The organism is Spiractinospora alimapuensis, from assembly GCF_018437505.1.
Taxonomy (GTDB): domain Bacteria; phylum Actinomycetota; class Actinomycetes; order Streptosporangiales; family Streptosporangiaceae; genus Spiractinospora; species Spiractinospora alimapuensis.
The window spans coordinates 5,258,297-5,279,674 of the sequence record NZ_CP072467.1 but is presented as its reverse complement, the minus strand read 5'-3'; the positions used below and the strand labels follow the sequence as shown (position 1 = coordinate 5,279,674).

Annotated in this window: 18 protein-coding genes and 1 tRNA gene; 11 read left to right on the top strand and 8 right to left on the bottom strand. The window is 69.7% G+C overall.

Features of this window, described 5'->3' with window-relative positions:
- Positions 1-325: 325 nt before the first annotated feature.
- A complete protein-coding gene (locus tag J4H86_RS24630) occupies positions 326-1,855 on the bottom strand; it encodes a cobyric acid synthase (RefSeq protein WP_236540710.1) in 1,530 nt (509 codons plus the stop codon).
- 148 nt (positions 1,856-2,003) lie between these two features.
- Here J4H86_RS24630 and J4H86_RS24625 point away from each other — a divergent pair, with 148 nt between their 5' ends.
- On the top strand, positions 2,004-3,758 hold the full coding sequence (locus tag J4H86_RS24625) for a serine/threonine-protein kinase (protein WP_236540709.1): 1,755 nt from the start codon (positions 2,004-2,006) through the stop codon (positions 3,756-3,758).
- Here J4H86_RS24625 and J4H86_RS24620 read toward each other — a convergent pair.
- The gene (locus J4H86_RS24620) at positions 3,746-4,687 is read right to left on the bottom strand and encodes a cobalamin biosynthesis protein (RefSeq protein ID WP_236544158.1); all 942 of its coding nucleotides are present in this window, start codon (positions 4,685-4,687) and stop codon (positions 3,746-3,748) included. The two genes, J4H86_RS24625 and J4H86_RS24620, sit on opposite strands and share 13 nt — an antisense overlap.
- A 307-nt stretch (positions 4,688-4,994) precedes the next feature.
- Between J4H86_RS24620 and J4H86_RS24615 the strand changes: the two genes are divergently transcribed.
- From J4H86_RS24615 to rpmF, 5 genes are all read left to right on the top strand, one after another.
- Positions 4,995-5,070 (top strand) — tRNA-Arg (locus J4H86_RS24615).
- A gap of 493 nt (positions 5,071-5,563) precedes the next feature.
- Positions 5,564-5,815: a 30S ribosomal protein S18 gene (gene rpsR, locus J4H86_RS24610; protein ID WP_236540708.1), complete on the top strand. Its 252-nt coding sequence runs from the start codon at positions 5,564-5,566 to the stop codon at positions 5,813-5,815.
- 38 nt (positions 5,816-5,853) lie between these two features.
- The gene (gene rpmB / locus J4H86_RS24605; RefSeq protein ID WP_236540707.1) at positions 5,854-6,090 is read left to right on the top strand and encodes a 50S ribosomal protein L28; all 237 of its coding nucleotides are present in this window, start codon (positions 5,854-5,856) and stop codon (positions 6,088-6,090) included.
- Position 6,091: 1 nt separating this feature from the next.
- Complete coding sequence (gene rpsN / locus J4H86_RS24600) at positions 6,092-6,397, top strand: 30S ribosomal protein S14 (RefSeq protein ID WP_236540706.1); 306 nt, start codon at positions 6,092-6,094, stop codon at positions 6,395-6,397.
- A gap of 79 nt (positions 6,398-6,476) precedes the next feature.
- Positions 6,477-6,659, top strand: a complete 183-nt coding sequence (rpmF, locus tag J4H86_RS24595) for a 50S ribosomal protein L32 (protein WP_236540705.1) — start codon at positions 6,477-6,479, stop codon at positions 6,657-6,659.
- A gap of 246 nt (positions 6,660-6,905) precedes the next feature.
- Here rpmF and J4H86_RS24590 read toward each other — a convergent pair whose 3' ends face one another.
- From J4H86_RS24590 to J4H86_RS24570, 5 genes are all read right to left on the bottom strand, one after another.
- A complete protein-coding gene (locus J4H86_RS24590; RefSeq protein ID WP_236540704.1) occupies positions 6,906-8,180 on the bottom strand; it encodes a DUF418 domain-containing protein in 1,275 nt (424 codons plus the stop codon).
- A 351-nt stretch (positions 8,181-8,531) separates the two neighbouring features.
- Positions 8,532-9,860, bottom strand: coding sequence for an enolase C-terminal domain-like protein (locus tag J4H86_RS24585; protein ID WP_236540703.1), 1,329 nt, complete (start codon positions 9,858-9,860; stop codon positions 8,532-8,534).
- Positions 9,857-11,476 (bottom strand): aldehyde dehydrogenase (NADP(+)), encoded by a 1,620-nt coding sequence (locus tag J4H86_RS24580; RefSeq protein ID WP_236540702.1) that lies wholly within the window; start codon positions 11,474-11,476, stop codon positions 9,857-9,859. Before J4H86_RS24580 ends, J4H86_RS24585 begins: the two co-directional genes overlap by 4 nt.
- A 61-nt stretch (positions 11,477-11,537) precedes the next feature.
- Positions 11,538-12,458: a 5-dehydro-4-deoxyglucarate dehydratase gene (locus J4H86_RS24575; RefSeq protein ID WP_236540701.1), complete on the bottom strand. Its 921-nt coding sequence runs from the start codon at positions 12,456-12,458 to the stop codon at positions 11,538-11,540.
- A 91-nt stretch (positions 12,459-12,549) separates the two neighbouring features.
- On the bottom strand, positions 12,550-13,452 hold the full coding sequence (locus J4H86_RS24570) for a LysR family transcriptional regulator (RefSeq protein WP_236540700.1): 903 nt from the start codon (positions 13,450-13,452) through the stop codon (positions 12,550-12,552).
- Positions 13,453-13,629: 177 nt separating this feature from the next.
- Between J4H86_RS24570 and J4H86_RS24565 the strand changes: the two genes are divergently transcribed.
- The 4 genes from J4H86_RS24565 to J4H86_RS24550 are packed head-to-tail and all read left to right on the top strand — an operon-like array spanning position 13,630 to position 18,059.
- Positions 13,630-14,637: a tripartite tricarboxylate transporter substrate binding protein gene (locus J4H86_RS24565; RefSeq protein ID WP_236540699.1), complete on the top strand. Its 1,008-nt coding sequence runs from the start codon at positions 13,630-13,632 to the stop codon at positions 14,635-14,637.
- Positions 14,634-15,182: a tripartite tricarboxylate transporter TctB family protein gene (locus tag J4H86_RS24560; protein WP_236540698.1), complete on the top strand. Its 549-nt coding sequence runs from the start codon at positions 14,634-14,636 to the stop codon at positions 15,180-15,182. The genes J4H86_RS24565 and J4H86_RS24560 overlap by 4 nt, the downstream gene beginning before the upstream one ends.
- Positions 15,183-15,209: 27 nt before the next feature.
- Positions 15,210-16,877 carry a tripartite tricarboxylate transporter permease gene (locus J4H86_RS24555; RefSeq protein ID WP_236540697.1) on the top strand — a complete coding sequence of 556 codons (1,668 nt, stop codon included), beginning with the start codon at positions 15,210-15,212 and terminating at the stop codon, positions 16,875-16,877.
- 54 nt (positions 16,878-16,931) lie between these two features.
- Positions 16,932-18,059 carry an L-talarate/galactarate dehydratase gene (locus tag J4H86_RS24550; protein ID WP_236540696.1) on the top strand — a complete coding sequence of 376 codons (1,128 nt, stop codon included), beginning with the start codon at positions 16,932-16,934 and terminating at the stop codon, positions 18,057-18,059.
- Positions 18,060-18,129: 70 nt separating this feature from the next.
- On the opposite strand, the gene J4H86_RS24545 is transcribed toward J4H86_RS24550, so the two are convergent.
- Positions 18,130-18,759, bottom strand: a complete 630-nt coding sequence (locus tag J4H86_RS24545) for a DUF1349 domain-containing protein (protein ID WP_236540695.1) — start codon at positions 18,757-18,759, stop codon at positions 18,130-18,132.
- Between the two features lie 242 nt (positions 18,760-19,001).
- On the opposite strand from J4H86_RS24545, the gene J4H86_RS24540 reads away from it, so the two are divergent.
- Positions 19,002-21,218 carry a coiled-coil domain-containing protein gene (locus tag J4H86_RS24540; protein WP_236540694.1) on the top strand — a complete coding sequence of 739 codons (2,217 nt, stop codon included), beginning with the start codon at positions 19,002-19,004 and terminating at the stop codon, positions 21,216-21,218.
- Positions 21,219-21,378: the final 160 nt, after the last annotated feature.

The following is a 21,378-nucleotide window of genomic DNA, read 5'->3' as shown; positions in this document are numbered from 1 at the left end:
CGAGGCGGCGGTCGTCGTCGCGATCAGGGTTTGGGTGCGACGTCGTGGTCCCTCCGAGAGTTCGACGACGACACGGCGCCCGTCCCGCGCGTCCTCGCGCCACCGTACGTATCCCCGCCGCTCCAGGCGCGTGAGCACTCCGGTGACGGAGGTCGGCGCCGCACGGAGAGCCGAGCGATCTCCCCGGCCGCCATCGGGCCGTGCTGCTCGAGCAGGCCCAGGGTCTTCCAGTCGTTCGCCCCGATGCCGAGCCTCTCCCCCAGGCGCGGGGGCTGGCCCCATCCGGCGCGTACCACGCCCTCGGTCCTCCGGTCCGCTCCGTGCCTCAGGCGTGCGGGCCGATAGTGGGCAGGCCAGACGGTGCCCCCTGTTCGATGAGGCGCCACACCGCGTCGGTGTCCAGGTTATGTTCGACGAGGTCGCCCAGGGCGTCGAGGCGGGCGGCGCGGGCGGCGGCGAAGTCGGTGGTGGGGGCGGGAACGAAGGAGCGGGTGGCTCGGCCGGCGACGTCGGTGAGGAAGGCGCGGCGGAAGGCGTCGTTCTCCAGGGCGCCGTGCCAGGTGGTGCCGAACACCGCGCCCTGGCGGCAGCCGTCGAGGAAGGGCTCGGAGTCGGTGCCCGGCGCGTCGTGGACGGTGGTGAGTCCGTGGTGGATCTCGTAGCCCCGGACGGGGTGGTCGTAGGCGGAACCGAGTGGGCGGCCCAGGATCTTCTCGTGCTGGAAGGCGACCGTCGTGGGGAGAAGCGCCAAGCCGTCGCGTCCGCCCCGGCGGGACTCCACGGTGTCGTCGATGTGGCGGGCGAGCATCTGGTAGCCGCCGCAGATCCCCAGGATCGGGCGTCGCTCCGCCGCGCGCCGCCGTAGGGCCGCCGCCAGTCCCCGCTCGTGCAGCCAGTCGAGATCGGCCACGGTGGCGCGGGTCCCCGGCAGGACGACCAGGTCCGCGCCGTCCAGCTCGTGGGGAGCGGTCACGAAGCGGACGTCGACCCCGGGCTCCACGCTCAGCGCGTCGATGTCGGTGAAGTTGCTGATGCGGGGAAGTCGCACCACCGCCACGCGCAGGGACTCAGCCCCGGCCGGGGGTTGGGTCGGGCCACGGTCCGCGGAGAGCGCGAGGGAGTCCTCTGCGTCCAGCCAGAGCCCGTTCAGCCAGGGCAGCACGCCGAGCACGGGGCGGCCGGTGTGGCCTCGCAACATGTCGAGGCCGGGGGCGAGGAGTTCGGGCGCGCCGCGAAACTTGTTGATGATGTAGCCCGCGATGTGGGCCTGGTCCTCGGGGTCGAGGAGGGCTTGGGTTCCGTAGAGTGCGGCGAACACACCCCCGCGGTCGATGTCGCCGACCACGACCGTGGGGAGGCCGGCGGCCCGGGCGAGGCCCATGTTGGCGATGTCCCCGGCACGCAGGTTGATCTCCGCGGGGCTGCCCGCGCCCTCACAGATGACGACCTCGTGGTCCCGGCGGAGTTCGGCGAGGCTCTCCACGGCGACGTCACGAAGCCGGGCACGGTAGTCGTGGTAGGTGGTGGCGTCCGCCTCGCCGATGGCCCGGCCGCGGACGACGACCTGGCTGCTGCGGTCGCTGCCGGGCTTGAGCAGGACGGGGTTCATCGCCGCCGTGGGTTCGATCTCGCACGCGGCGGCCTGCATCGCCTGCGCGCGGCCGATCTCGGCGCCGTCAGGTGTGACGACCGAGTTGAGTGACATGTTCTGGGCCTTGAACGGCGCGACCTTGACGCCGCGGCGCCGCAGCCAACGGCACAGCCCCGCCACGACGGCGCTCTTTCCGGCGTCGGAGGTCGTACCGGCGACCAGTAAAGCACCGTGTGTACCGTTCTGGTTAGACTCGTTCCACATTGGGTGGACGTCCCCCACTCTTCCTCCGTCACTCTTCGTACCGCCCGAGTACGCGTTCCGGTGCCTGTGGCGCCGTGCGGCCACTCACCCTAATGTGAGTGCGGTCAAGCTGGTGGGGGGCGGCCCCGTACTCCTGAGAGGAGCCCGGGTGGGTACGGACGACTCGAACGCTGACGAAGCGTCACAGCGAGTCGAGCGGGTGGTCGGTGACCGATACCGCTTGACCGAGGAGCTGGGCCGCGGTGGCATGGGGCGGGTCTGGCGTGCCCACGATACGCGGCTCGACCGCACCGTCGCGGTGAAGGAGTTGCTGCTCCCGGCCGGCATGGCTGCCGACGAGCGCGCCCGGCTCGCCACCCGCATGGAGCGCGAGGCGCGGGCCGCGGCCATGGGGAGCCACCCCGGCATCGTCTCCGTGCACGACGTCGTGGAGCACGACGGGCGTCCGTGGATCGTCATGGAGTTCCTCAGCGGGCGGTCCCTGCGGGACCTCGTCCAGAGTGACGGCCCCGTGGCCGCGCGGAACGTGGCCCGGTGGGTGGGCGAGCTGCTGGACGCGCTGGTCACGGCGCACCGGCTGGGTATCGTCCACCGCGACGTGAAGCCGGCCAACGTGATGATCACCGAGTCCGGTCGCGCGGTGCTGACCGACTTCGGAATCGCCCAGGTCTCCGGCGCCAGTGACCTCACCGGCACCTCCGGCGTCGTCGGTTCGCCGGGCTACATCGCGCCCGAACGGCTCCACTTCGTGCCGGCCACACCCGCGAGTGACCTGTGGTCGCTGGGCGCGACGACCTACTACGCCGTCCAAGGGGTCGGGCCGTTCCAACGCGCGACCGCCGAGGAGACGGTGCGTGCCGCGTTGTCGGAGGAACCCGCCCCCATCCACGCCGAGGGGTCGTTACCCGCACTCGTCGCGGGGTTGTTGCGCAAGGAACCCGCCCAGCGCATGACCGCCGAACAGGCCCGGGCCTTGTTGGATCCGTCCGGACCAGGAGGCGCCACGCCCCCACAGGCGTCCGGTGCGGCGGCCTCTGCCGTCCCGGCTACGGACGCGCCCACGGTGGTCAACGACCAGCCACCAAGCGCACCGGCCGTCGCCACACCGGCTGGCGCCACACCCACCTCGGTCTTCGCCCCGTCGGGCCAGGAGACGGGGACGCTGGTCGCCCCGAGTGGGCCGGCACCGACCCCTCGGCGCTCTCGCCTGTCCTGGCCACTGGTGGCGATGGTGCTCGGAACCGGAGCGTTACTGGTCGTGGCGGTGGCGATCGTGGTCTTCGCGACCGGCGGCGAGGAACCGAGCCCAGCGGCGGCGCGGCAGGACGCCTCCGCCGACGACGCCTCACCCAGCGAGGACGACGCGCCCGGCCCCGACGACGCCGACCCGGTCGAGGAGGACGACCAGCCCGAGGACGACCACGATGTCGAGCCGACCCCGGACGTCGCCGACGTCCCCGGTGTGGAGCTCGTCAACGATCCCGACGGGTTCCAGATCGCGGTTCCCGACGGGTGGACACGCCGCGTCGACGGCTCCAGCATCTACTACAACGGACCGCGGACCGGAACGTTCCTACAGATCGACTCCACACCGCACCCCATGAGTGACCAACTGGCCCACGTGGAGCAGAACGAGTCCGAGACCATCGCGAGCGGTCGCCTGCCCGGCTACGAGCGGATCCGCGTGGCCGACGTCACCGACAGCGTCCCGGGCGACCACACCTCGGTCGCGGAGTGGGAGTTCGAGTGGACGAGCTCGGGTGGAGAACGGCGGCACATGCTGAGCCGAAACTTCACCCTCGCCAACGGCGACAACGTGTCCGTGGCGTGGGCGGCGCCCAGTGAGGACTGGACCGGTCTCACCGCTGAGCGGGAGGCCGCGTTGGACAGCTACAGCGACTGACGTCCGGGGTGGGGAGATCCAGCCCCACCGCGCCTTCCCTTCGCCCATGCCATCGCCGCCGCCACCGCGCCGGCCCCGACACCGACCCACCGCGCGAGGCGCACCGCGCGTCGGATGTCGCCGACGCCGGGTGGGGGGCCGTCACCGAGTTCGGGGCGGTGTTCCACCCGTTCGCCGTAGACGTTCTTCCCGCCGAGCCGTACTCCCAGCGCGCCGGCGAACGCGGACTCGCATTGGCCCGCGTTGGGACTGGGATGCTGGTCGCCGTCCCGCGCCCAGGTGCGAAGCACGTGGGAGGGGGTTCGCCCGACCGCGGGGCTGGCGAGGGTGGCGAGCGTAGCGGTGAGGCGGGCGGGAACGTGGTTGGCGAGGTCGTCGAGTCGGGCGGAGGCCCAGCCGAAGTTCTCGTAGCAGGACGAACGGTGGCCCACCATCGCGTCCAGGGTGTTGACGGCGCGGTAACCGAGAAGCCCGGGAAGACCGGCCAAGCCGCCCCAGAACAGGGGCGCGACCACGGCGTCGGAGGTGTTCTCCGCGACCGACTCCACCGTGGCCCGCGCCAGACCCGTGGCGTCGAGGGTGGCGGGGTCGCGGCCACACAGGTGCGGTAGCCGTGCCCGGGCCCGCTCCAGGTCACCGTCCTCCAAGGCGTCGGCCATCAGCTCGGCCTCACGGTGCAGCGTGCGGCCACCCACCACGGCCCAGGTCGCCGCCGCGGTGAGGGCGATCGTGGCCACCGGGAGGTCCCGGGCCACCCGCTGCGCGACCACGGCCGTGGCGACCACGGGAACCGTGGCCATCAGGGTGAAAAGAACCCCGCGCCGCCGCGTGGGCGCGTAGATCGCGTGTTCCAGCCGCGAGACCGCGTGACCGTACACCGCCACCGGGTGCCCTCGCCGGGGGTCCCCGACGGCCGCGTCCAACCCCATCCCCGCGGCGATCCCCGCCGCATGCGCTCCACCATTCACGAGTGTCAACGCTAGACGATCTCCTGAACCACCCCACACCCCACCTATACCTACACAGAGTTATCATTAGGGCACATAACGCCACAAGGCGGTCTGAGTGCCGTCAGGGCAGCACAGGGGGTGAGACTGATGACGATGGTCGCGATCACCACCATGCTGGTTCACTTCGCAGCGTTGTTCTGCTGGTGAACGAGTCACTCCACGACCCCCACACCCCGCGGCCGACCCCCAAACGACGCCCTGATGTTCTACACTGACGGAGCCGCGAGCACCCGTAGCTCAGTGGATAGAGCAACAGACTTCTAATCTGTCGGCCGCAGGTTCGAATCCTGCCGGGTGCGCCATGCTTGGAAGCATGTGAACCCGCGTCCAGCGATGGTTCGATCGCACACCGTCCCGACCCGGGATACGAGAACCTGGTTGGACGGCACGTGCACCGATGGCGCGGGCCTCACTGAACGCGCGGGCGGCTGCCCTCTGGGGGTCGGCTCACCCCCTCGTCGCCACCCAGACGGTCGTGTCCTCGGCGATGCCCCTGCGCGTCTCGTCGTCGGAACGCGAGCCTCGAGCCACGCGCGGACCTCGTGGAGCCGTCTGATCGACAGCCCCGTGGACGCAGGGCCAGCGTGACCCTGACCCTTGCCCGTTCCGCCGCACGACATCGCTCCCTGCCGCTTGGGCCCGCTCGATGATCGTCGCGCTGGTGTCACTGAGTCCACCGATTGGGGTTCGCGCCTGACGGCGTTGTCACGCAGACCCCCGGGGCGATCCCACCGCATGGGCACGGCCACGCATGCCTATAATGAAAATGATTATCATTGCTATTGTGAGGTGGTCATGGCTTCGCCATCACGACACTCGAACAGTCGGGCCGGGTTCGCCAGCCCCCTCGGGGAACGGGACCGTGTCGACTACAAGGACATCGATCTACTCCGCAGGTTCATCTCCGACCGAGGCAAGATCCGCAGCCGGCGAGTCACCCGGGTCACGGCTCGTCAGCAGCGCCTCCTCGAGAAGGCCGTCAAGAACGCCCGTGAGATGGCACTCCTGCCCTACCCCGCCACACCGGCCGCGCGCGGCCGGCCCTGACCACATGGCGACAAAGCCCCGATGAGGAAAGGACACACATGTCACGCGTATGCCAGGTGACCGGAAAGGCCCCCGCCTTCGGCAACTCGATCTCGCACTCCCACCGCCGGGCCAGACGACGGTTCGACCCCAACGTTCAGCGCAAGCGCTACTGGTTGGCCAGCGAGAACCGTCACGTTCGGCTACGGGTAAGCGCGAAAGGCATGAAGGTGATCGACGTCAAGGGCATCGAGCGCGTGGTCGCCGACATCCGCGCCCGAGGAGAACGAGTCTGAGATGGCCAAGAAAAGCAAGATCGCCCGCAACGAGCACCGAAAGCGGGTCGTGGCTCGCCACGCCGAGCGGCGGGCCGAACTGAAACGCGTCATCAGCGACCCCCGAAGCACCGTCGACGAGCGCGAAGCCGCTGGCCGCGAGCTGCGACGCCAACCCCGCGACGCCAGCCCCACCCGCATCCGCAACCGCGACGCCATCGACGGCCGACCACGCGGGCACCTACGCCAGTTCGGACTCTCCCGAATCCGATTCCGCGAAATGGCCCACCGCGGAGAACTCCCCGGAATCACGAAGTCCAGCTGGTAGCCCGCCAGCGGACGGCGTCCCGTGGAGCTCCGCGCGGAACGCTGACCATCCGCCCACCATCGGTAAGGAGAAGAGAGCAGTGGCCGTCCCGAAGCGAAAGACGTCGCGGGCCAACACCCGCAAGCGCAGGTCCACGTGGAAGGCCGAGCGCCCCGCGCTGATCACCATCGCGATCAACAACCGGTCGTTCCGGGTGCCCTACCACCTGGCGCCGGCCTACCGGCGCGGGCTGCTCGCCCCTCCAGCGGAGGGTGAATCCTAGCTTCTTCACCATTCCCCGATTCGCGTAGTCGAGGGCCGCGGACTTCGTCATGCCAATGACGCCGTGCTTGTTGACGATCGAGCACCTCCCTCTCCCATGGCGACGCTCCCCGCTTCACTCACGGGAACATGCGACTGGGGTCAACCGCCGGGCATCGTGTTCGCGCCCCTCGACTCCATGGAGGAGACGGCCGACCGCCTCCGTTTACCGGTTCCGCCCACTCGACCCCGGTTGTGGGAGCAGGGCTTAGGTCGGGTGGCCCGGCGGGTGGCCGTTCGGCTTCGAGCGGTCCGGCGATCGGAAGCTTCTCTGTGGCACGAGGTCGATCAGTCGGGCTCCGACCGCTTCGATCGGGCCGCGACGGAAATTGCGGAGCCACAGTCGCGATCCGGCGACGAGCAGCACGCTGACCCCGAGCCACGCCCCGAAGAGATACGCGTCGAGGGTGAGGCCGTGAATGCCCCGTTCCTCGAGGTGCTGGCCGAGCCCTGCCCCCCAGCCGTAGAAGAGCCAGGACGCCAGGACGTTCTGGAGGATGTAGCAGGTGAGAGCGGTGAGTCCCACCGCTTGAAGAGATCGGATGATCTGCCCGGACGGTCGTGCCCAGCGCAGGAGCCACCCGGCGAGCCCGATGTAGCCGAAGATCAGGACGATGGGGAAGAGATAACGCGCCGCCTGCCCGAGTGGGTCGACCTGACTGGCCAGGATGTTCAGGGGCAGGCCCAGGCCGAACCCCCAGGCCATCATCCGGTCGCGGATCCGCCGGCCGGCGTCATCGTCGTCGAAGACACCCGCACGGTAGAGGCGCACCCCGAGCAGGAACAGGAACACCACCATGGGGAGAGTCGAGAGGACCTCGCCCCGAGTGCTGAGGAAGTTCGTCAGACGGTAGGCGACTTGGTCGAGGTAGGCGCCGTCGCGGAAGAGCACGGAGAAGTGGTCATCGACCGGAGGTGAGGCCGAACCCTCCCGGGGCGTGGGCGCCAGGAGTGCCTGAACCACCACGGTGAAGGCCATGAGCGCCAGGTGGATGGCGAAGGCCGACCACATCACCACCGTGCGGACCCGTTGCGAGCGACCCAACAGCCATATGACGAGCAGCGCGGCGACCGCGTAGCCCATGAGTACGTCCAAGGCGAACACCAGCACCACGTGCAGGGTCCCCTCGACGAGGAGAAGGACCGCGCGCCATGGCTGCTTCCCCGGCCACCGTCGGCCGGAGGCCCGCGCGGAGCGGAACTGGACCGCCAGTCCAACTCCGAACATCAGGGCGAGCAGGGAGTAGAACGAACCACTCACCAACACGATCCTGGCGTCGTGCACCCACTGGTTCCCCTCGCCCGACGAGAGGTCGAAGGAGTGGATGTTCATCGCGAGCGTGCCAAGGATCGCGACTCCGCGCAGCACGTCCAGAAGCAGTAGCCGGGGTGGGGGTGTCAGGGCCGGTTCGGGGGGCGATACCGGCCCTGCCCCGTGTTCCCGTGTCGGGTCACCCGCGGGCTGCCCGGATGTGGTGTCCATGCCCGACAGACTGCGGCACACGACCCCTCGCACGCCTCGGCCAAACGGGATATCCCGCCCCATGCCGTTCGGCCGACCCCATCCACGGAACCACCGAACCTCGCCGTGAACGGGCCTACCGTGCACCACCACGCGGGATCGGTCCAGACGCACGGACACCACGAAAGCGGGCCGAAAGCGGCGGCTTCGGCCAGGCTCCGTTCGGCCTGGACCCAACACCGACAGGAACCTGGACACGCTCGGCGAGCGGTGGATCCGAATGCGCGACCGTCGCGCGACCGTTCGAACACCACCCGCCACCGACGTCGGGGCCGCCCGTACCGCGGCTCCGCCCCGACGTGGCGGGGAGACCTATCGGACCATGCACGGGCGTTTCGGGTCGAAGGTCCAGCCGGGGATCAGGTACCGCATCGCCACAGCGTCGTCGCGGGCGCCGAGACCCTCACGGACGTAGAGGTCGTGGGCCTCGTCGAGACGGGCGCGGTCCAGGGTCACTCCGAGGCCGGGGGTGTCGGGGACGGCGATGGCGCCGTCGCGGATCCGGGGTGGGGACTGGGTGAGGCCCTGGCCGTCCTGCCAGATCCAGTGGGTGTCCAGGGCGGTGATATCGCCGGGAGCGGCTGCTCCCACCTGGGTGAACATGGCCAGGGAGATGTCGAAATGGTTGTTGGAGTGTGAGCCCCAGGTCAGTCCGAAGTCGTGGCAGAGCTGGGCGACGCGGACCGATCCGGCCATGGTCCAGAAGTGGGGGTCGGCCAGGGGGATGTCGACGGCGTTGGTGCGGACCGCGTGCGCCATCTCCCGCCAGTCGGTCGCGCACATGTTGGTCGCCGTGGGCAGTCCGGTCGCCCGTCTGAACTCCGCCATCACCTCACGGGCGGAGTACCCGTTCTCCGCTCCGCAGGGGTCCTCCGCGTAGGCCACGACACCGCGCATACGACGGCCGTACTCGACCGCCTCGTCCAGGAGCCATCCGCCGTTGGGGTCGAGCGTGATCCTCGAGTCGGGGAACTCCTGGTGCAGGGCCGTGACCACGTCGACCTCGGCGTCGCCCGCGAGCACGCCACCCTTGAGCTTGAAGTCGCGGAAGCCGTACCGATCCTGGGCGGCGTGGGCCAGCTCGACGACACCGGCGGTGTCCATGGCCTCCTCCCTGCGGCGGCGCTCCCAGGCGTCCCCCGTGTCCTCGCGCAGGTAGGGCAGATCGGTGGCGTCGGGATTGCCGACGAAGAAGAGGTAACCGAGGACGGGAACACTGGTGCGCTGTTGTCCGGCTCCGAGCAGTTCGGCGACCGGGACCCCCAGGTGCTGGCCGTGGAGGTCCAGCAGCGCGGACTCCAGGCCGGTGACCGTGTGGACGGTGGTGCGCTGGTCGAACGTCTGCTGGCCGCGGCCACCGGAGTCGCGGTCGGCGAAGGCCTCCGCGATCTCCCGCAGCGCGGAGCGGAACACGGCCACGGGTCGGCCGGTGATCCACTCCCCGGCCTCCCGCAGGGTCGCGGTGATCTTCTCGCCGCCGGGCACCTCGCCCAGCCCGGTACGACCGGCGTCGTCGGTGACGATGACGACGTTGCGGGTGAAGTACGGGCCGTGCGCTCCGGAGAGGTTCATGAGCATCGAGTCGTGGCCGGCCACCGGCACGACCTCGACGCTCTCGACGCGGGGTCCTGGTGCGCTCATGTGTTCTCGCTCCGTTCTGCCACCACGTGGGTGCCGTCGACGCGTCGGGTCAGGTTCCACGGGTTATCCTCCTGGACCGGCGCCGGCCGCAGCGGCGCGGGGAGGTTCTGATAGACCACCGGGCGCAGGAATCGTTCGATGGCCAGGGTCCCGACCGAGGTGGAGCGGCCGTCGGAGGTCGCGGGGAACGGGCCGCCGTGGACGATGGCGTCGCCGACGTCCACCCCGGTGGGCCACCCGTTGACCAGGATCCGTCCCGCGCGCAGTTCGAGCGCGTCCAGCAGTCGTCGCACGTCGTCGCGGTCGGCCTCGACGTCGGTGTCGAACCAGAGCGTGGCGGTGAGCTGGCCCTCGATGGTGGCGGCCACCGATGCCAGCTCACCGAGGGAGCGATACCGGACGACCAGACAGACCGCGCCGAAGACCTCCTCGGAGAGTTCGGCGGTCGTGGTGAAGGTGTCCGCGTCGGTCGAGTACACCGCGGGGGCCGGGGCGTTCTCGGTCGCCCCGTCACGGCCCCGACCGATCTCGGTGACGCCGTCGACGGCGGCGAGCCGCCGCTCCCCGACGGTACGGGCCGAGCGGATGCCCGGGGTGAGCATCGTCAGCCCGTCGGTGTCGGCGAGCGCTGTGGCGACCTGGTCGACGAGGTCGTCACCGTCAGCCCCTTCGGGGACGAACAGGAGACCGGGCGCCGTGCACAATTGGCCGGCCGAGCCGTTGAGCGAGATCACGAAGCCCTGGGCCAGACCAGCCCGATCGTCGGCGACAGCGGAGGGAAGGACGAAGACCGGATTGACCGAGCTCATCTCCGCGTAGACCGGGATCGGCACCGGACGGGCGGCCGCGGTGGCCATGAGGGCGGTTCCGCCGCCGCGCGAGCCGGTGAAGCCCACCGCGGCGACGCGCGGGTCGGCGACGAGGGTCTGCCCCACATCGGCGCCACGGCCGTAGATGAGGGAGAAGACGCCGGCCGGCAGGTCGTGTTCGGCGACCGCGGTGGACACGGCGTGGGCGACCAGGAGGCTCGTCGCCGGGTGCGCGTTGTGTGCCTTGACCACCACGGGGCAGCCCGCGGCGAGCGCGGAGGCGGTGTCTCCCCCGGCGACGGAGAAGGCCAGCGGGAAGTTGGAGGCGCCGAAGACGGCGACGGGCCCCAGTGGTACCTGGCGTTGACGCAGGTCGGGGCGAGGTAGTGGGGTGCGTTGCGGTAGGGCCGGTTCGATGCGCACGCCGTGGTGGTCGCCGGTGCGCGCGACCCGGGCGAAGAGCCGTAGCTGGTTCACCGTACGGGCGAGCTCGCCGCGGAGTCGGGCCTCGGGTAGGCCGGTCTCGCGCATCGCCGTGACGACGATGTCGTCGCCGGCGTCGTCGATGCGCTCGGCGGTCGTGGCCAGGAACTCCGCACGCGCCGCTGGGGTGATCGCACGGTAGGTGGGGAACGCGTCGCTCGCCGCCTGGGTCGCCGTGGCGACCTGGTCGTCGCCGAGCAGGGTGAACTCGGGGCCGGAGGGGGTGTTCGTGGCTGGGTCGGTGGCCCGGGTCGTGCCACCGGTACCTGGCAGCGGTTCCCCGGCGACCAGCGAGTGGTGGGTTGGGTCGGTCTCGGTGCTCATGTGGATCCCTGTGCCTGCGTCGGTGGAGGGGGGATTCGTTGTGTTTCGCCCGGCTGCCGGGTCAGGAGGTGGTGAGGCTCGCGACCAATGCGTCCAACTGGCGCTGCTCGTCCGCGGAGAGGTCACGCAGGGGTGGGCGCACCGGGCCGGCGTCGCGCCCGACGGCACGCAGGCCCGCCTTGATGATGGACACGCCGTACCCCTTGCCGTAGTCGCGGATGTCGAGGTAGGGCAGAACGAAGTCGGTCAACCTGCGCCGCACCGCCTGCTGGTCCTGGGCGCGGACGTCGCGGTAGAACGCCAGCGCGAACTCCGGGACGAAGTTGAACATGGCCGAGGAGTAGGTGCTCATCCCCAGGTGCAGCAGGGGAAGGGCATACGTCTCGGCCGTGGGGAGGCCACCGAGGTAGAAGAGCCGGTCGCCGTTGGCCGAGACCACACGGGCGAGCTGCTCGAAGTCGCCGTTGCCGTCCTTGAACCCCATCAGGTTGGGGTGGGCGTCCGCCAGTTGGGAGACCGTGTCGGCGCTGTAGACGGCGTTGGCCCGGTTGTAGAGGATGACGGGAAGCGTCGTGGCGGCCAGGACGCTGGACGCGTGCGCGCGCAGTCCCTCCTGCGTCGTCTCGGTCAGGTAGGGGGGCAGGAGGAGCAGACCGTCGGCGCCGACCTCCTCCGCCTGACGGGCGAGCGCCACCGCCTGGGCGGTGTTCCCGCCGGCCGAGCTGAGCACCGGCACGCCCGCGCGGACGGTCGTGACCGCCGTCCTGGTGACCTGGAGGTGCTCCTCCGGGGTGAGGGAGAAGCCCTCACCGGTACCGCCCGCGATGAACAGGCCGCCGATGTCGTAGCTGGACTGCCACTCCAGGTGCGCGACGAGCCGGTCCTCGTCCACGTCGAGCTCCTTGGTGAATGGCGTGATCGGGAAGGACAGGAGTCCGTCCTTGAGAACGTCGGCGAGCTCGGCGGGACTGTAGTCGGGCATGAGGGACCTCCACGGGAAGGGGGCGGACGCCCCTCACGCTAAGGACCCCGGCGATGCCTGTCCAAGCTATGTTTCGTATGCGCCGATACCTTCAGTGCATCACTGAGGCGACGTCTATCGGTTCCCGCAGTAGTGGGAGAACATGGTGCAGCGCCGGGTTGGTCGACGTCGACAGCCACATCGCGTGCAATCGCACCGCGTCCGGCGGGGACTCGCGCAGCGGCACCATCTCCACACCGGGCATACCCAGGTGCTGGGTGGACTGTGGGACCAGTGCCACTCCGTGCCCGGCGGCCACCAGCGCGACGAGCGTGAGGATCTGGGTCGCGGTGTGCGACACCTGATCCGGCCGGACGTCGACCAGGTCGAGCACCAGGTCCCGGAAGTAGCGGGCCTGCACGGCCGAGTACATGATCATGACCTCGTGCCGCAGCTCCCGGCCTGACACCGGTGTCCCCCGTTGGGCGAAGGGATGGCCGGTGGGCACGGCCACCATCAGGGCCTCCGTCAGCAGCAGGGACGACTCCACGTCCTCGCGTTGGAACGGTGGGCGTGCCAGGCCGAGGTCGATCGCTCCACTGTGCAGGGCCTCCAACTGATGAGCGGAGACCATCTCGTGGAGCTCCACGCTGACGTCGGACGCGGCCTCCTTGATCCGGGCGAGCATCGGGCCGAGGACGCTGAAGCCGGACGCGGCGGTGTAGCCCAGCCGCACCAGCCCCACCCGACCGGAGGCGATGAGCCGAGCTCGGCGCGGGGCCCGCTCCACCCGCTCGAGCAGTTGGCGGCACTCGTCGCGGAACGCCTCTCCCGCCGCCGTCAGACTCACGCCACGAGGACCCCGCACGAAAAGGGTGACACCGAGGTTCTTCTCGAGCTTCTGGATCTGGCGACTGAGGGGTGGCTGCGTCATGTGCAGCCGTTCCGCCGCCCGGCCGAAGTGGAGCTCCTCCGCGACGGCGACGAACGCGCGGGCCTGGTCGAGGGTCAACATGCCAAGACCTCCTCAGCTATGCCGTGAAGGTATCAGGCTATACATATTGTGGCTTAGACAGGTATAACCCGTGTTCTCTACCCTCAGAGAACCGAATCGATGTGGGACCGCCCACACCCGTGTGCGACGCGCTTCGCAGCAGCCAGCCGCACATCCCCGACTCATCCAGGAGGCCCCGTGCTCTGGTCCTCACGCTCGCGTCGTCCGTCCGCCGTCCTCATCGGCGGCGGTCTCACACTGAGTCTCGCCGCGTGCGGCGGCGTCACCGACGGCACCGCGGGTGGCGACGAATACCCGACCGGCCCCATCACCCTCACCGTGGGGCAGGAGGCCGGGGGAAGCACCGATCTCATCGCACGCGCCGTCTCCGAGGGGTCGCAGGACGCGCTCGGTGTGGCGATGCCCGTGGAGAACCAGCCCGGCGCCAACGGCGCGATCGCGACCCAGGACGTCGCCAACCAGTCCCCGGACGGCTACGAGCTCGTGTTGCTCAACGCCTCGCTCATCACGATCACGTCGCAAATCGTCTCGGAAGACGAAGCCGTCACCCTTGACGATCTCGACGTCGTCATGGGCTTGTCCCGGGACGACTACATCATGGTCGCCAATCCCGACTCCGGCTACGAAACGGTCGACGACCTCGTCGACGCCAGCGGCGACCTCACCTACGGCACCACCGGAATCGGCACCGGAAGCCAACTCGCGCAACTGCTCTTCTTCGGCGAGGCCGACATCGACGGCAACGAGGTTCCCTTCGACAGCGGCGCCCCCGCGTTGACCGCCGTCATGGGCGGCCAGGTCGACGTCTCCACCATCCAGGTCGGCGAGGCCATGCCGCAGATCGACGCCGGCACGGTGACGCCGATCATGGTCTTCTCCGACGACCGCAACGAGTACCTCGAGGACGTCCCCACAGCGCTGGAGTTGGGCTACGACGTTCCCGTCGCCCAGTACCGCGCCGTCGCCATGCCCGCGGGCGCGCCGGACGAGGTCATCGACACCCTGCGCGCGGGGATCGAGGAAATCGTCGGCACGGAGGCGTACCAGCAGCTCAACGAGGACCACTACCTCACCCCTGAGGAGATCTCGGGTGAGGAGGTCGAGGAGAAGTGGACCGAACTGACCGAACAGTACGCACGGGCGATCGACGACAACGACATCGACCTCGGACAGGCCGAGGAATGAGGGACGCCGACAGCCACACCGCCAAGGACCCGATCGACGGCGGCGACGAGGTCGCCGTCGACGACGTCTCCGACGCGCGGGAACCCGACCCGGACACCGCTCCCCCGGCCGGCTACCTGACCAATCTGCTCTGCGGGGTCGTCATCGCCCTCGTCGGCGTCGGCGCGCTCATCGTGGCCCTGGACCTCGGTTTCGGGTCGCTCGCCCAGCCACGGGCGGGCACGTGGCCGGCGATCGTCTCCGGAGTGCTCATCGTGGTCGGCCTGGTCATCGCCGTCCGGGCGGCCACGTTCACCGACGCCGAACGGATCACGAGGGACGGCTGGGGAGTGGTCGCCGGCGTGGTCAGCCTCGTCGTGGCCGCCCAACTGATGCCCCTGGTCGGCTTCGAGATCCCATCCTTCGTGCTGATGGTCTTCTGGATGAGCGTGTTGGGACGGGAGCGGCTCCTGCTGTCGGTCCCGATCTCGGCCGTGACCGTCGCGGTCTTCTACCTGATCTTCGTCTACGGGCTGGCCGTTCCGATTCCCCGCCTGTTCTCCTGACCGGCCCGCTCTGAAAGGCGTTCTCCCATGGATTTCGCGCCCGTCATCGCGGGGTTCGAGGTTGTCCTCCAGCCTGAGAACCTCCTGTTCTGCCTGGTCGGCGTGCTGGTCGGCATGGTCATCGGTGTGCTGCCCGGCCTCGGCCCCGCCGCCACCATCGCGGTCCTACTTCCCCTGACCTACGGCATGGAGCCGGTCGCGGCGATCATCATGCTCGCCGGGATCTTCTACGGCGGAATCTACGGCGGGACCGTCACCGCTGTCCTGCTGAAACTGCCCGGCGAGACCTCCTCCGCGATCACCGCGCTGGAGGGCTATCCCATGTCCCGCAAGGGTGAGGGTGGAAAAGCCCTCGGCATCGGTGCGATCGCCTCCTTCATCGGCGGCACGGTCTCGATCGTCGTCCTCACCTTGGTCGCACCGCTCATCGCGGACTTCGCCCTCCAGTTCGGCCCGCCGGAGTACGCCGCACTGACACTTCTGGGCATCCTGCTCGTCGCCACCATCAGCAACGGAACGTTGCCCAAGGCGCTCGCCGCGGCGGCCGCCGGTCTGCTGCTCGCCACCATCGGGCGCGACGGCTTCACCGGCGAACTGCGCTACACGGCCGGCAACCTGGAGCTCACCGACGGCCTGCAGTTCGTCCCGATCGCCATGGGCGTGTTCGGCTTGGCCGAGATCCTCTACAACCTGGAACGGCGCCGCAACGGCGGCGTCAAACCCGTCAAGACGGAGAGGGTGCTGCCAACCCGCACGGACGCCAAGCGTTCCGCGGCGCCGATCGGCCGCGGCGTCGTCCTCGGGTTCCTCCTCGGGCTCCTGCCCGGCGGTGGTGCCACCGTCTCGGCGATGGCGTCCTACGGGGTGGAGAAGCGCCTGAACAAGGGGCCGACCCCGTTCGGCAAGGGCGCGATCCAAGGCGTGGCCGGCCCGGAGACGGCGAACAACGCGGCGGCCACGTCCTCGTTCATTCCGCTGTTGACCCTCGGAATTCCCGCGAACGCGACCATGGCCGTAATGTTCGGGGCGCTCCTGATCCAGGGGATCACCCCCGGTCCCCAGTTGGTCGCGACCGACCCAGAGCTGTTCTGGGGCGTGATCAACTCGATGTACATCGGGAACCTGGTCTTGCTGGTGCTGTCCATCCCGCTGATCGGGCTGTTCGTACGGATCCTCTACGTACGCTCATCCATTCTCGCCCCGATCGTGGTCCTGATCGTCTGCATCGGCGCCTACACGATCAACAACCGCATCTTCGAGGTGCTGGTCGTGATCGTCTTCGGTGTGCTGGGCTACCTGATGAAGAAGTACGGGTTCGACCCCGCGCCGCTGGTGTTGGCGTTCGTGCTCGGTTCCCTGCTCGAGGACAACTTCCGTCGTTCGCTGCTCATGTTCGACGGTGACGTCAGCCAGGTCACCGACCGTCCGATCGCGATGACGCTGCTGGTGTTCTTCGTGATCGTGGTGATCGTGCCGATCGCGCTGCGGTTCCTTCGCGCCCGGCGTCCCGATCTGCTCGGCGCACAGGTGACGAGCACCGGTTCGGCCGGCCCGTCCACCAGCTCCACCGTCGACGTCGAGCCCGCCCAGGGCTCCGGGGACACTGGGGACACCGCGGTGACCGCGGACACATCCGACGACCAGGAAGTCGAGGCGCGGGACACCTCGGCCGGCTCCGACGGGAAGTCCCCCTGACCGTTTCCCTCCCCACCCGGACCGCCACTCCATCACCGACGAAGGAGACCTTTCATGCCCGCCGACTCGATCCGCCAGGTCACGCTGTCCTCGATCACGCTGCCGCTGCGTACCGCGATCTCCGACGCGAAGGTCTTCACCGGGCGGCAGAAGCCGATGACGGAGGTCGTGTTCCTCTTCGCCGAGGTCACCACCGAACAGGGCCGGCATGGGCTCGGCTTCAGTTACTCCAAGAGGGCCGGTGGGCGGGCGCAGTACGCCCACGCGGCCGAGGTCGTCGAGAACCTCGTCGGTGAGGACCCCAACGACATCGGACGACTGATGACCAAGCTCCAGTGGGCGGGAGCGTCGGTGGGGCGGTCCGGCCTGGCCACCCAGGCACTCGCGGCGTTCGACGTCGCGCTGTACGACCTCAAGGCCAAGCGGGCTGGTCTACCGCTGGCCAAGTTGCTCGGCGCGTACCGGGACTCCGTGCGGACCTACAACACCTCGGGCGGGTTCCTGAACGCCTCGCTCTCGGAGGTGGCGGACCGGGCGGAGCGGTCACTCGCGGACGGCATCGGCGGCATCAAGATCAAGGTGGGGCTGCCCGACAACGCCGAGGACGTCCGCCGGGTGCGTGGCGTCCGGGAGCGGATCGGTGACGACGTACCGCTCATGGTGGACGCCAACCAGCAGTGGGACCGAGCCACGGCGCTGCGGATGGGGTACCGGCTGGACGAGTTCAACCTGGTGTGGATCGAGGAACCGCTGGACGCCTACGACGTCGAGGGCCATGCCCGGCTCACCCGCACCCTGGACACCCCCATCGCCACCGGCGAGATGTTGGCGTCCGTCGCCGAACACGAACGACTCATCGACGGCGGGGCCTGTGACATCATCCAGCCGGACGCGCCGCGCGTGGGTGGCGTCACCCAGTTCCTTCGCCTGATGACCCTGGCCGACCAGAAGGGCCTCGACCTCGCCCCCCACTTCGCCATGGAGATCCACCTCCACCTCGCCGCCTGCTACCCACGTGAGACCTGGGTCGAGCACTTCGACTGGTTGAACCCCCTGTTCAACGAGCGACTGGAGACCAAGGACGGACGGATGCTCGTCCCCGACCGCCCCGGGCTCGGCGTCACCCTCACCGAGCAGGCACGGGCGTGGACGACGGAGTCGGTGACCGTCGGCCAGCGGTAGTCGCGCCTGAGGTGTGGGGTGGGCTCCGCCCCACACCAGCGCGACGCCGTGTCAACGCCGGGCGCGTCGTTCAGGAGCCGTCGCGCAGGTCGATGGGGGCGGTCGGCGCGAAGGCGATCTCGTCGAAGGTGACCTGGCACCCCTCGGCCAACGGGGATTGCGCCTCGAAGCCCACGGTCACGGCGTGGTCGGGGTCGTCGAGGTGGAAGTAGCGGATCATGCTCCACTCAACGCCGTCGAGGGAGGCGTGGAACGCGTAGGCGCGTCCGCTGCGCGAGATACGCAACCAGGCGGGGGCGTTGTTGTCGACGACGAAGGCGTTGGCGTCGTCGGCGACCCCACGACACACGACCGACACGATCATCGCCTGCCCCTGGGGCGAGTATTCCAGGCACAGCTTGGCCCAGTGCGTCTCGTCGATCCACAGCAGCAGGCACCCGGCGTCGAAGCTCGCCCGAAACCCGACACCGACCCGCGCGGACAGGCGGAAGTCGCCGTCGGGAGGGCTGCCAAGCAGGGTCACGGCGTTGACGCGTGGCGGTACCCCTCCCGCCGGGTCGACGAAGATGTCGCTGTCGGCGGTGGCGACGACACTCACCCGCTGTGAGGTCGCCGGCGGTGCGCCGGTGGGGACGGTCCAGTTGGATCCGGGTGACGCGATCAGGTCGAACGGGACTGTGGCGACGCTGAGGCTGCTCACGATGGAGATCCTTCCAGGGGGAGTAACGTCGGCCGCTCCTGGCCGGCGCGGAGGATGGCCGTCACTCTAGCGAGGTCTCGCGGTCCACGCGCGTTCCCCGCCCTCGCGACTGAGGCGTGCGTGGCAGGGGTGACACACTCCGCCGCGGCCAGTGACGGGGAACCGGTTTCCGGCCGCTGGCGTCCAACTGCGCGAGGTCAACCGACCCCTGCCCGCGCAACGAACCGCCGAGGTGTGCTCCCGTGACAAACCCCGACTCCGCACGACAGCTCGCCGAACCCGCCGCACGGTACCTGGTGGCCATGATGTGGCACCCCCACGGTGCCACCTGGTACGAGGTACAGCGGTGGTTCATCCGTATGTGGGGTTCGGGAGATCCCGGTGTCGAGGAGGAGGTGAGGTCCGGGCTGGACTCCGCGGTCAAGGCCCTGACCCACCGACCGAGCGGTCCGGAGGACCTTCCGGCGTTGCTGCCTGGGGAACTCGCCGAGCACTGGACGGGACTCATCGCGACGGCATTGGAGGAGCGGCGGTTCAGCCCAGAGGCCCTGGCTGCCTTCATGGAGGAGTTCCACGTCCCCGCCACGCTCAGCGCCCAACTGACCGAGAAGGACCTGGAGGCCCGAGCCCTGGAACGCCGCAAGGTCGAACTCGGCGACCAGAAGTCCGCCGTGTGGAACGCCCTGCGTGAAGTGGGCACCGTGCGATCCCGTGAGGACCGCAACGACCTGCACCACCGCCTCGAGCGACTCAACGAGGGAAACCAGGCGGATTTGGCCAGACGTGGAGAGGCCAGCTCCACACACGCCAAAGCGCTCAGCGACCTGCGCGCGGCGGAGCATCGGCTGACGGTGTTCGAGCGGCAGCACGCCGCCGGACGGCGCACCGACGCGGAGTTGGAAGGAGCGCGGGAGGGTCGCGACGCCGCGGCCGAACACCTGGAGCGGGCCAAGGCGGAGTTGGACCGCGTCGACCGGGAGAACTCCGAGCGCAAACAGCAGCGTCGGCAGGCTCCGCGGGCCATGGACGAGCAGCACCGCGACTTCGCGGAAGTTCGGCAGGCCTCGGACGCGCTGGACGCGGAGATCTCCGAGATCAAGGCACGGAAGTTGGAGCTGGAGGCCGCGGCGCGCACGTTGCGCACCGCGTACCGACGCCAGGACGACTTCTACGAACAGAAGCGAGACTCCGCTCGGCGGCGCGAGCAGGAACAGCGGGACGCGGATTGGCACCAGCGTCGCCGGGACGAGAGGGACTGGAACAGCGCCAAAGCCGAGCGGCTACGCGAGCAGGCTCTAAACCCCCTGACGAACCCCCCCACCCCGCAGTCGCCCGAGGTGCGGGACTGGCTGCGCCACCGGGCCTCGCTCGACGGATGGGCAGGCACCCCCGCGCCGGAGCCTCCCGGCGTGGTCCCGCCCCCGTTGGGCACACCCTCGACGCCTCCGGCGACAGGCACGTCCAACCAGGCCGGTGCGAGCGCCCCGCCGCCTCCCGAGCCTCCCGCCGATCCCACTCCAGCGGCGTCGCAACAGCTCCCCCCTCCCGTTCCGCCCGTGCCCACCCCGTCCCCCGACTGCGCGCCGGCCGATGAGGGAGCCACCCCGGCCGCGGCTCCGTCCGGCGGCGAGGAACGGACCGAGGCATCCGCCCCCTCCGGTGACCAGAACCGCGACAGCGGCGGGGGCGAGGCGGAACCCACGCCCGATTTCGGACCCACGGACCTGTTGGGCATGACCCCACGCCTGAACGAGGCCACGACGAGGATGACAGAAGAGGTGGCGCACTTCCGTGGGCTCCCCGAGACCATCGGTGCCCACGAGGTCCGAGAGTCCTCCCGGCGGATCAGCGAGACCCACCGGCAGCTCGCCTCCCTCCACGCGGAGTTCGCGGCGGCCCACCAGCGGCACACCGACAACGCCGCTGACCTCCAGCAGGCGGTCGACGCCTCACTCGACCAGCTCTCCCGCGTCCTGCGAAACACGACCGGACTGTCGACGGAGCACTTCGGGTTGGAGCACGTGGAGCGGATGCGTCACAGCCAGAGCTCCCAACGCACCGCGCAGGAACAAGTCCATCGCTCGCTCGCGGCCAGTCGGGACGTCCTGCGGGCCTACGAGATGTTGTCAGCGGCGGCGGAACAGCTCGCGCACGCCAAGCAGGCGGTGGAGAACGCTCAGGTCGTGCTACGGCAGGCGCGGGAACGTAACGACATCGACGAGATCACCGCCGCGGCGGAGCTCCTTCGCCGTGCTCGCAACGCCTACGGCGACGCGGAGATGCGGACCGAGACCTCCCTGGCCACACTGGACCACGCGGAGGAGGCCTCACGGCGGATCGCCGAGGAACTCGCCGACGAGGCCACCACCGCCGGGGCGTCGCCCTCCCCCGACTCCGACGCCGAGCTCCAGCGCCTCCAGGACCCTCCGCCCGACGATCCCGGGACGGCGGCTCCGTAGGCGTGAGTCGTCTCTTGTCCGCCAGCCAGGTGTCTCCCCCTGTTTCGCTGTGGCGATCTCCGTTCTTGGGCGCGTCGTTTTCGGCGGAGGGGAGGGGTGCGCTGGGGGCCACATGTGACCAACATGGGGTGTGTCGGTTGACAGCGAGGGGGTCGCCCCA